At 48.8% G+C, this 11435-nt stretch carries 7 protein-coding genes and 1 pseudogene; 5 read left to right on the top strand and 3 right to left on the bottom strand.

What is annotated here, in order from left to right:
• Positions 1 to 130: 130 nt before the first annotated feature.
• Both yddG and QRY16_RS17245 read left to right on the top strand, forming a co-directional pair.
• Positions 131 to 817, top strand: a pseudogene (gene yddG / locus QRY16_RS17250) (aromatic amino acid DMT transporter YddG); the annotation flags it as partial.
• A 79-nt stretch (positions 818 to 896) separates the two neighbouring features.
• Positions 897 to 1190: a VF530 family protein gene (locus tag QRY16_RS17245; RefSeq protein ID WP_289777467.1), complete on the top strand. Its 294-nt coding sequence runs from the start codon at positions 897 to 899 to the stop codon at positions 1188 to 1190.
• Positions 1191 to 1254: 64 nt separating this feature from the next.
• Here QRY16_RS17245 and mqo read toward each other — a convergent pair whose 3' ends face one another.
• Positions 1255 to 2910, bottom strand: coding sequence for a malate dehydrogenase (quinone) (gene mqo, locus QRY16_RS17240; RefSeq protein WP_289777466.1), 1656 nt, complete (start codon positions 2908 to 2910; stop codon positions 1255 to 1257).
• Positions 2911 to 3186: 276 nt separating this feature from the next.
• Here mqo and QRY16_RS17235 point away from each other — a divergent pair, with 276 nt between their 5' ends.
• On the top strand, positions 3187 to 4818 hold the full coding sequence (locus QRY16_RS17235; protein ID WP_289777465.1) for a sensor histidine kinase: 1632 nt from the start codon (positions 3187 to 3189) through the stop codon (positions 4816 to 4818).
• Positions 4815 to 5534 carry a two-component system response regulator DcuR gene (dcuR, locus tag QRY16_RS17230; protein WP_289777464.1) on the top strand — a complete coding sequence of 240 codons (720 nt, stop codon included), beginning with the start codon at positions 4815 to 4817 and terminating at the stop codon, positions 5532 to 5534. Before QRY16_RS17235 ends, dcuR begins: the two co-directional genes overlap by 4 nt.
• On the opposite strand, the gene QRY16_RS17225 is transcribed toward dcuR, so the two are convergent.
• On the bottom strand, positions 5522 to 6490 hold the full coding sequence (locus QRY16_RS17225) for an FAD:protein FMN transferase (RefSeq protein ID WP_193406217.1): 969 nt from the start codon (positions 6488 to 6490) through the stop codon (positions 5522 to 5524). The genes dcuR and QRY16_RS17225 overlap by 13 nt on opposite strands.
• 60 nt (positions 6491 to 6550) lie before the next feature.
• Positions 6551 to 9328, bottom strand: a complete 2778-nt coding sequence (locus tag QRY16_RS17220) for a flavocytochrome c (protein WP_289777463.1) — start codon at positions 9326 to 9328, stop codon at positions 6551 to 6553.
• A 567-nt stretch (positions 9329 to 9895) separates the two neighbouring features.
• On the opposite strand from QRY16_RS17220, the gene QRY16_RS17215 reads away from it, so the two are divergent.
• Complete coding sequence (locus QRY16_RS17215) at positions 9896 to 11407, top strand: anion permease (RefSeq protein ID WP_289777462.1); 1512 nt, start codon at positions 9896 to 9898, stop codon at positions 11405 to 11407.
• The last annotated feature ends 28 nt before the right edge of the window (positions 11408 to 11435 follow it).

Genomic DNA, 11435 nt, shown 5'->3' with positions numbered 1-11435 from the left:
GACTGAAAGATAAGCTGAAAAGCGGTCAACTCCAGAAGAAAACGAAAGCAACAACGCTCGAATGATTCAAAGGGGGTGGGTCAGTTTTACTTTGGCAGGGTGGGTCAGAATTCGATCGGTATTGACATGTTATGAGTTGTGCCTTTCGCTATCGCTGGGTTTTGCCAATACCAGCACGCAGGCGATTGAAGTCGGGATGGTGAATTATCTCTGGCCCGGCTTGACCATCGTGTTGTCGGTGCTCGTCAACAGACAGAAAACCAGCCTCATCATTATTCCAGGGCTGCTGTTATCACTTGCCGGTATAGGCATGGTGTTGGGCGGTGACGAGGGTTTTTCCTTTAGCCAGATTGTGGCAAACCTTTATAGCAACCCGCTAAGTTATGGCCTGGCCTTGACTGGTGCGATCATCTGGGCCATTTATTGCGTCTTCACAAAGAAAACTGCACAAGGCTGTAATGGCATCACACTATTTTTTATGCTGACCGCATTGACGTTATGGATTAAATATCTTTCTGCACCGCAGCCGCTATTTAATATTAATCTGCAGGTAATAATCAGTTTAATACTTGCTGCCTGTGCCATGGGCTGTGGCTATGCCGCCTGGAATACCGGCATTTTACATGGCAACGTTACCATTCTGGCAACGGCGTCCTACTTCATTCCGGTTATTTCCGCTCTGCTGGCCGCCTTAATATTAGGCTCAGCGCTAACCGTTTCCTTTTGGCAAGGCGCGGCAATGGTCAGCCTGGGCTCGTTGATGTGCTGGTGGTCAACGCGTGCCAGCGTTGCTGCCAAAATAAAACAGCAAGCCTAATTACACGCATCGTAAATCTTGCACATCCGCGCTCTGCCCGTTAGGGTGTGCAAAATTTTCTGACAGGGTCAGGTAATCCATGACATCTCATACTTCAAAAGATCCTTTGCATGGCGTCACGCTGGAGATGCAGGTAAACAGCCTGGTTTCCCGCTACGGTTGGGTTGAACTGAGCAAGCGAATCAATATTAACTGTTTTAAAAGCGATCCGAGTGTGAAATCCAGCCTGAAGTTTTTGCGGCGTACGCCCTGGGCAAGAGCTGAAGTAGAAGCACTGTATTTAGCGTCATTAGAGCAGCCACTGCCTGAATCGGAGGAAATCGATACCCCGGCTGATAATCCCTGGTCAAACTGGCGCGGGGATAAAAATTAACCCGGATACAGATCCAAAAAAGCCCCATAGCCGAAACAGGCGGCGGGGCTTTTTACTGGCTCTCTTACAGTGCCATATCGTGCTGTGTTTCTGTCGCTTTCTGCTGCTGCGGTTGAGCAGCCGGTGCGTCAGCCGCTTTACCAGCCATGTTGATGACTGGCGGCCTGGTCAGTTGCAGCGTGGCTGCGGTGTCATCCCAAACTTGCTGTGCCAACGCGGCGTCATCGTTCAGTTTCTTACCGTAGCTCGGTACAAATTTGTGCACTTTTTCCTGCCATTCTGGCGTTTTGAACTGCTCTGGAAATAGCGCCTGTATCACATTCAGCGCAATAGGTGCGGCCGTAGATGCACCCGGTGAGGCACCCAATAAAGCCGCCACGGTTTTTTGCTGATCGATAACGATTTCGGTGCCCAGCTTCAGCACGCCGCCCTTCGCTTCATCTTTTTTGATGATCTGAACACGTTGACCCGCCTGAATCAGTTTCCAGTCCTCTTTTCTGGCGTTTGGATAATATTCTTTCAACGCTGCGAAGCGATCATCGTCACTTAACATCACCTGACCGATCAGGTATTTGACCAGGTCGAAGTTATCCAGACCGACATGCGTCATCGGTACAACATTTTTAGTCGTCGTCGTGCTCAACAAATCAAACAGCGACCCATTTTTAAGGAATTTGGTAGAGAACGTCGCAAACGGTCCAAACAGCACGACTTGTTTGCCATCAAGATAGCGCGAGTCCAGATGCGGAACCGACATTGGTGGCGCACCGACAGAAGCCTGACCATATACCTTCTGTTTGTGGCGATTCGCGAGCGCCGGGTTTTCTGTTACAAGGAACGAACCACCAACGGGGAAGCCCGCGTAATTGTCTGCTTCCGGGATGCCGGTTTTTTGCAGCAGTTTAAGCGCCCCGCCGCCTGCACCAATAAAGACGTATTTGGCGTCTACAGCACGCTCTTTACCGCTTCTGGCATCCTTGATGATAACGTGCCAGGAATTGTCGCTGTTACGTTTGAAATCGGTGGCTTCAGAAGAGGTTTCCAGCCTGAAGTTATCATGCTTCTTCAGGCTACCAATTAACTGACGCGTAATTTCACCATAGTTAACGTCGGTGCCTACTGGCGTCCAGGTTGCGGCAACCTTCTGCTGCGGATCGCGGCCCTCCATGATTAACGGTGACCATTGCTCGATCTGCTTGTGATCGGTAGAGAATTTCATGCCCTGGAACAGAACGGTCTTTTGCAGCGCTTCATAACGCTTCGTCAGGTAAGCCACATTTTTATCACCCCAGACAAAACTCATGTGCGCCGTGGAGTTAATGAAAGCATGTGGATTAGTCAGTACGCCGCGCTTAACCTGCGCCGTCCAGAATTGGCGCGAGATCATAAACGCTTCGTTGATTGCCAGCGCCTTGGTGACATCAATTGAGCCGTCTGCACGTTCAGGCGTGTAGTTCAGTTCCATATTTGCAGAGTGGCCAGTGCCGGCATTATTCCAGCCATTCGATGATTCAAGCGCGACGCCGTCGAGTTTTTCAACCATAATCTGTTTCCAGTCAGGCTGAAGTTCTTCTAGCCACGTGCCTAAAGAGGCGCTCATGATGCCACCGCCTATCAGCAGAACATCCGTTTTTTCTGAGGAGCTTGCGGCATGCGTTACAGAGGTCACTAATAAAGCTAAAAGGGAAAGCGAGGGCAGGACTTTTGTTGATTTAATCATAGCTGGCATTCAATACAATCGTAATCTTGGTTAAAAAATGATGGTCAACTTTAAATTATTGTTATTTATTAGTTGATTTATTTTTAGTTAATTAATTAAAAAACAATACTAATTGTTTCTTTAGTTACAAAATAATGTGCAATAGTGTCAGAAAGTTAGTTTTTAAGCGGAACTCTGGCGCTTTAAAAGCGCGAATCAAAACTATACGGAAGCAACAACGTAGCGTATGTTTCTCAACGTATAAATACCTGCCCAAATCTATTTTGAAGTCTCTCAATGAACGCATCTCAGCAGCAAAAACCGGGACGTAAGCGCCCAATGAAACTCAGCACACTAACGACGCTCATGATGGTGGCGGTCATTTTTACCGTGCTGCTTAGCGTTCATCTTTTATATTTTATCCAGATTGATGATTTCACCCGATCACACGTCAAAGATAAGGCGCTTGCTGTTGCACGAACGCTGGCTGACGATCCGCAGATACAGCGCGGTCTGGCCCTGGCCGATAACGACGCACTGACTCAATCGATTGCCCAGGCTGTCCAGAGACGTAACGATTTACTGTTTGTGGTTGTGACTGACATGAAAGGTATGCGTCATTCTCATCCTAATGCGGATTTAATTAATAAACATTTTATCGGTGATGACCTGCTTCCCGCCCTGGACGGACATGAAAACATTGCGGTAAACCACGGTACGCTAGTTGAAGCGTTACGCGTATTCACGCCGGTGTATAACGCACAGCATCAGCAAATCGGTGTGGTGGCAATTGGTATTTCGCTTAGCGATGTCATCGCGCAGAGCAATAAAAGTCGCTGGAATATTTTCTGGACCGTTCTGCTGGGCGGATCGATTGGATTGCTGGGCGTACTGATTCTGGTTAAACGTTTGAAACGTATTTTGCTTGGGCTGGAGCCGCATGAGATTTCCAGTTTGTTTGAACAGCGACAAGCGATTCTTGATTCAATTAAAGAAGGCGTAATTGCGGTTGATGAGCAGGCACGCGTCACGCTCATCAATAAAGCCGCGCAACAGTTGCTACGTGAGACGGCTATGGAAGCACCACTGAGCGGCGATCGCATTCCAGATAACTCCTTAATGTTGAGCCACCTGCGCGAAGCGCTGCATGACGGCAGAGCCTGGCAGGACGAAGAATTAAACGTGCGTGGCCGCGTCATGATAAGTAACACCGTACCGGTTCGCAGCCGGGAACGTATTATCGGCGCAGTCTGTACCTTTCGTGATAAGACCGAAATCAGCCAGCTAATGCAACGTCTGGATGGCATGGTAAGCTATGTTGACGCGCTACGAGAGCGCTCCCATGAATTCATGAACAAGCTGCACGTTATTCTTGGCCTGCTGCATATGAAAAATTATGCACAAATGGAAGCATATATTTTAAAAACTGCAAATAACTACCAAACGGAAATTGGTTCGCTCTTGCAGCGTATTAAATCGCCGGTAATAGCAGGCTTTTTATTAAGCAAAATCAATCGGGCCTCAGATCACGGACATCGGTTAATGCTCAGCGATGCCAGTTATTTGCCTGATAGCGGCAGTGAACAGCAGATTGCAGCGCTGATTACCGTGCTAGGAAATTTGATAGAGAATGCGCTGGAGGCGCTGGATCAACAGCAAGAAGGCGAAATGCATGTCCTGTTGCATTATCAGAACGGCTGGTTGTCTTGTGAAATCAGTGATGATGGACCGGGCATTCCTCCTGAGCTGGAGACGGCAATATTTGAGAAAGGTTTTTCGTCAAAAGGCAATGAGCGTGGCGTAGGCTTGTTTTTGGTCAAACAGCAAACAGAAAGCCTTGGCGGAAATATCAGCGTCGAGTCAGAACCGGGCGTGTATACCCAGTTTTTTGTACAACTCCCGTGGGATAAAGGAAATAAAGTTTCATGATCAACGTATTAGTGGTAGACGATGATGCTATGGTCGCGGAGCTAAACCGCTGCTATATCGGCCAGATTGCAGGATTCATCTGTTGTGGGACGGCTTCGACCTTACAACAGGCGAAAGATCGACTCATGCACATCGAGCCGCCTGTCGATCTTATTCTGCTGGATATTTATATGCAGCAAGAAAACGGCCTGGATTTACTGCCTGAATTACGCCGTTCGCAGCGCCCGGTTGATGTGATCATCATTTCATCTGCAGCTGATGCAGCCACGATCAAAACCTCACTGAATTATGGCGTGGTCGATTACCTGATAAAACCTTTCCAGTTCTCCCGCTTTGAGGAAGCCTTAACTACCTGGCGGCAAAAAAGAACACAGATGAATAACCAGCAGTATTATCAACAGGCGGAGCTTGATCAGTTAATCCACGGTAATCCACCGGCGACAAACGAGCAAAAACGCCTGCCGAAGGGATTAACGCCGCAAACGCTGCGCACGTTATGTCAGTGGATCGACGCGCATCCGGGCAGCGAATTTTCTACCGATGAACTGGCAATGGAAGTGAATATTTCACGCGTTTCCTGCCGTAAGTATCTTATCTGGCTAGCCGAAATAAATATTCTGTTCACTACCATTCATTACGGTGCGACGGGAAGGCCGGTTTATCGCTATCGGCTGCAGGCAGAATATCATTCATTGCTGAAACATTATTGCCAGTAGCTCAGCTGATAACGGTTATCCAGGAGGGCAAAGTTGAATTGTCGCGATGACGAGCAAATCACTTGCTTGTCACGGGTGATAAAAATGGCGTCGAGAGCAGGATGAGCGGCCAGATACGCGATGCCTTTTTCAACGCCCATGCCATACAGCAGGGTGGTGTAAATATCGCCATCAATGGACCGATCCGAAATAATGGTCACGCTGAGCAGCTCGTTATCCAGCGGATACCCTGTTTTAGCATCAAGAATATGATGGTAAATCTGTCCGTCCAGCTCAAAAAAACGCTCGTAAATGCCGGATGTCACGACTGATTTATTAACGACCTCAATCACGCCGATTAACTCATCAGCTGCGCCGAACGGTTTTTTCAGTCCAATCGCCCAACCGGCCTGACTGTCGGGCGCACCTAGCGTCTGTACATTCCCGCCCAGGTTAATCAAGGCGCGGCTGATGCCCTGCTGATGCAGCAAGGCCTGTACGCAATCGGCGATATAGCCTTTCGCTATGGCGCCAAGGTCAATTTCCATGCCCGCTTTTGCCAAAAATACCGTCTGCTTTTTCTCGTCCAGAATCACGTCTTGCGGATTACAGCGCATCAGCCGCGCCTGTAATTCAGCATCGGACGGCACGCTGTTGCCTTGAAACCCAATTTTCCAGCATTTCACTACGGGTCCGATAGTAAAATTAAAGATACTGTCTGGCATTAAACTCACCGCTTTGGCACAGCGGATAAGCTCAAAAACCGACGGGCTGACGTTAACCGGATGCTGACCAGCAGCAAGGTTGACGTTCATTACTTCAGAAGGCGTACGGTTTACCGTCAGTAAATTTTCCTGCTGTTTAATCAGGCGGAAAACCTGCCTTGCCAGCGCTTCATTAAGTTCAAAAAGCTTGAGCAGAATGGGCGAACCCATCAATACAGTGGAATAAGCACAGACCGGGTCATTTGTCGCCATGTACGCCTCTGCTTAAGATTTGACAAAAAAGGGGGCGCGTTATCCCCCTGTTGATTTCGTTTAGCGTTTGGCGAAGGCCGCTGCGTTACGCCCCGCCAGGATACCAAAGATGATAATATCAGCCACCGCATTACCGCCGATGCGGTTAGCGCCATGAATGCCACCCACAACTTCACCCGCCGCCCAGGCACCTTTTATGACCTGTTTCTGGCTATCCAGCACGGCCGTATCCGTATTAATAGTTACGCCGCCCATCGTATGATGCACACCGGGCGCAATACGAATGGCATAGTAAGGGCCTTCATTCAGCGGATGACGCAGCGCGGTAGTACGACCAAAGTCTTCATCTTTCTGCTTAATGACAAACTGATTGTAGCGATCCAGCGTCGCCTTTAAAGTGTTCTGATCCATATTCAATTTTACGGCCAACTCTTGTACGGTTGGCGCGCTGTTCACAAACCCACGCGCAAGGTATTCATCCGCGGCTTTGTTATTCTGGCGAACCTGCTCGTCAAAAATGATCCAGGCGCTTTTCTCCGGCAAAGCAATAATCTGCGCCGAAACTTTGTCACGGGTTTCCATTTCATTAAAGAAGCGTTGCCCCGCCTGGCTCACCAGAATCGCACCGCCACCCCGAATGGATTCAGAAATCAGGTATGACGTGGTTTGTTCAACGGTGGGATGGATCTGAATTTCGCTCATATCCACCGTATCCGCGCCTATTTTTTGCAGCATGGCAATGCCGCTGCCCGTGGCGCCTTTGTGATTGGTCGTGACAAAACCATCCAGCTCAGGGCGATATTTGACTACCATTTCGCGATTAGCGCTGAAGCCACCCGTGGCGACAATCACGCTTTTCGCATTCAGAATTCGGCTATCGTTATACTCATCAATGACTTTAACGCCGGATACCGCGCCGTTTTCATACAGGATTTCAGCGACCGACGTTTCCAGCAACACCTCAATATTGCGTTTGTTGATATTTTTTACCAGTCCACTGATCAGGAACCCTCCCACAGCTGAACGGTCGGCGGGACGATGTGTGCGATCAATGCTCATGCCGCCTGTGATGGTGATGTCGTTCAGTTCGATGTCATGGTTAGCCAGCCAGTCAATCGCTTCTGGTGCCAGCTCAACAAATTCGCGTAACAGAACTGGATTGTTTTTGAATTTGCCGCCTTTCAGCGTTTCTTCGTAAAACAGCGCTTTACTGTCTTCAATGCCTTTCATTTTCTGAAAACGCGTTTCTGCTGCATTCATACCCACAGAGGCTTTGATAGTGTTGCCGCCAATGGTTGGCATCTTCTCAATGATCACCACGCGAGCACCTTCATCGCTGGCCTGAATAGCCGCCGCCAGACCTGCACCGCCACTGCCAATAATCACCACATCGACGTTCTGTGGCGCTGCGGGGTTGACCCCTTCCTCAATCATCTGCGCTTTGCTGGAAGTGGTCATTGCACGCGAAACGGCTTTTTTTAGCGCTTCACTCTGCGTGGTTGCGCCGGTAATGGCGTCAACGTATGGGCTATTTGCTACCAACATGCGGGTTCGCAGGCTTTCAAACGTGGTGGTAAAATCGACATCCAGCGTATCGTCCGGTACGAGCGAAATGTCAGTAATACGGTCAGTATCCAGCGTCACGTTTATTTGCAGCTTCAATGCTTCAGCTTCGACTTTTTCCTGATAGACACCGGCTTTGTATTTACGACCCGTATCGCTGACGTCGCGAATCATCGCGTCCACCAGGGAGAAACGCCATAACGGCTCAGGAATATTCAGCGCCTCGCGCTGAGTACTATCAATATACAGCTCCAGTTTCTCATTATTGATAATGCGGTCGACCCAGTCAGGATAAGCGATACAGGCTTTACCTATCGCCACCAAATCGTAACCGTGCGCCAGGGCAGACTCGGCATCAGCTTTGTTGACCACGCCGCCCACACCAATCACCGGTACTTTTGCCAGCGTTTCTGAGCGCATAGCGTGGAATTTAGTGATTAACGGGGTGGGATCGCGGGTGTCAACGATAGAAGGACGCAGCAACTGGCCCATAGAGAAGTGAACGTAATCCAGTCCACGTGCAGCCAGCTTTTCCAGCAGGTACAAAGTGTCATCAAAGCGAATACCCGGAACTTCGATCTCTTCAGGCGAAAAGCGATAGCCAATAATAAAGCCTTTATGAGCAAATCGGTCGGCCATCTGGTGCGCGATTTCCAGCACGGCGAGTGGGAAACGGGCGCGATTATCGCGGCTGCCGCCCCACTTGTCGTCACGCTGGTTAGAATTAGGAGAATAGAATTGTTGAATCAGGTAAGTATTTGCACCATGAATCTCTACGCCATCGAAACCGGCTTTGATCGCGCGGTTTACAGCATCACCAAATTTGGTGATCATGACGTCGACTTCGTCTGCCGTTAACGCCTGCGGCCGGGTTGCGCCTTCACGCGGCGCGGCAATAGCGCTGGGCGCGACGGGTGTTTTACCGCCAATTAACTCAGGCTCGACCATGCGGCCGCCATGATAAATCTGCAAAATCGCCAGTGAACCTGCGGATTTAATGGCGTCAGCGATCTTCTTCAGGCCAGGGATTTTGTTGTCGCTGTCAATGGCGATCGCGCCAGGAAAAGCCGGCCCTTTGGTGTCAATAAAGCAACATTCAACAATGACCGTACCGATGCTACCCGCGCGGGAACGATAATATTCGACTAATTCGCTGGTAACCGTTCCGTCATAAAAACCGGTACAGGTGGTCATAGGCGCCATGACTAACCGATTTTTTAGCACAGCGCCATTGGGTAAAGTAAGTGGATTCAGGATTGGGGTGAGTTTATGCATTGATGATCAACTCCAGAATTAAAAACCTCGAAGGCTTACCCGGACATTTTTTGAATAAAAAGTGGTCCGATTTAATCTCGCCAATATATCAATTTTTTAGCTGCGCAATTGATAACTTTAGTTATTTAAGTTTTTATTTATTTGGAGTGATTTATTATTGCTGGGCTATTTTTATATCCCAACTAATTGTTATCCAGATGTTGACAAAAATCAAATTCTGACTTCAAGGTAACAAAAAACCATATAAAACAAAAAGTTAACCAGAACAACTTGCGGCTTATCAAATAGCATTCACGCTATACCAGGGCCAGAAAAAGCTTAATTATCATGTATCAGCGCTATAAAACTCAGCTTCATAAAAATGATATTAGTTTTTTATTGATCCAGATCAAAATTAATAATTTTATAAATCGCAAAATATTTTCATTGCCACTTAATATTTCACAGAAACTGGAAAAGAAAAAAGAAACAATTCACATGCCACGGTTAATGCGTTAACGAATAGAAAAACAATGAATAATATACCGGGGCGTAAACCACATCCTTATTAACTTGCAGACCAAAACAATGAAACCATTATCACCAATGCATGAACCGCCTAAAGCCGCCCCTGCTGCTGCAGGCCAGAAAAAACGCTATATCATGTTGTTTCTCCCGGTTTTAGTTGCCGTATTGTTACTGCTGATGCCGGTTCCCGCCGGACTCGAACCTTACTCGTGGCACTTTTTTGCTATCTTCGTGGGGGTCATTGTCGGTTTGATCTTTGAACCGCTGCCTGGCGCAGTAATCGGTTTGACTGGCGTAGTGGTCATCGCTTTGTTCAGCCAATGGGTGTTATTTAGCCCAGCAGAACTGGCCGATCCGAAATTCAAAACCGCCACCCAGGCTTTTAAATGGGCGGTGAGCGGCTTCGGCAACTCCACCGTCTGGCTGATCTTTGGAGCCTTTATGTTCGCTGCGGGTTATGACAAAACGCAGTTTGGCCGTCGCCTGGCGCTTATTTTGGTGAAATACCTGGGTCGCCGCAGTCTGACGCTGGGTTACGCCATTACTTTCGCAGACTTGCTGCTAGCGCCGTTCACGCCATCCAACACCGCACGCAGCGGCGGGACCATCTATCCAGTTATCGCTAACCTCCCGCCGCTTTACGGTTCTAAACCTAATGACCCGAGTGCACGTAAAATCGGTTCTTATCTGATGTGGGTAGCAATAACTGCGGCCTGTATCACCAGCTCAATGTTCCTGTCGGCACTGGCACCGAACCTGCTGGCCCTGGCACTGGTTAAAAGCATTATCGGGTTTGAAATCTCATGGGGCATGTGGTTTCTCGCTTTCCTGCCCCTGGGCATCCTGCTGATCCTGACCATGCCCTTACTGGCATACCTTTTTTATCCACCAGAGGTCAAAATTAACGACGAAGTGCCGCGCTGGGCAAGCAGCGAGCTGGAAAAACTAGGGCGACTGTCACGTAACGAAATTCTGTTATTACTCTTCGTCTGCTGTGCACTACTGATGTGGATTTTCGCCACTGCGTGGATTGAGCCAGCCATGGCAGCGCTGCTGGTGGTTGTACTTATGTTGTGGACCGGCGTACTGAACTGGAACGACATTACCAGTAACAAACCGGCATGGAATACCTTTGCTTGGTTTGCAACGCTGGTAGCTTTGGCAGATGGTTTAGCCCGCGTTGGATTTATCGCCTGGCTGGGTAAAGAAGGCGGTCAGCTGTTAAGTGGTTACGATCCACAAGTTTCGGCTGTCATGCTGATGATTGCTTTCTTCCTGCTGCACTATCTGTTTGCCAGCACAACCGCTCATACCACGGCCTTGTTACCGGCAATGTTAACTATCGCAGCGTCAATTCCAGGCATCAACATGCCGGTATTCTGTCTGATGATGGTGACCTCGCTGGGGGTGATGGGAATTATTACTCCCTACGGCACCGGCCCAAGCCCGATTTACTACGGTAGCGGCTATCTGCCAACCAAAGATTACTGGCGTCTTGGCACGATATTCGGTGCCATCTTCCTGGCGGCAATGATGCTGATTGGCTATCCATGGATGGTGATGATGTTCTAATAGCTGTACGCAAAAGCGTGAAGATCAA

The sequence above is a fragment of the Mixta mediterraneensis genome, assembly GCF_030283135.1.
Lineage (GTDB): Bacteria > Pseudomonadota > Gammaproteobacteria > Enterobacterales > Enterobacteriaceae > Pantoea > Pantoea mediterraneensis.
The sequence above is the reverse complement of the archived record's forward strand: the minus strand, read 5'-3'. Positions and strand labels throughout refer to the sequence as shown.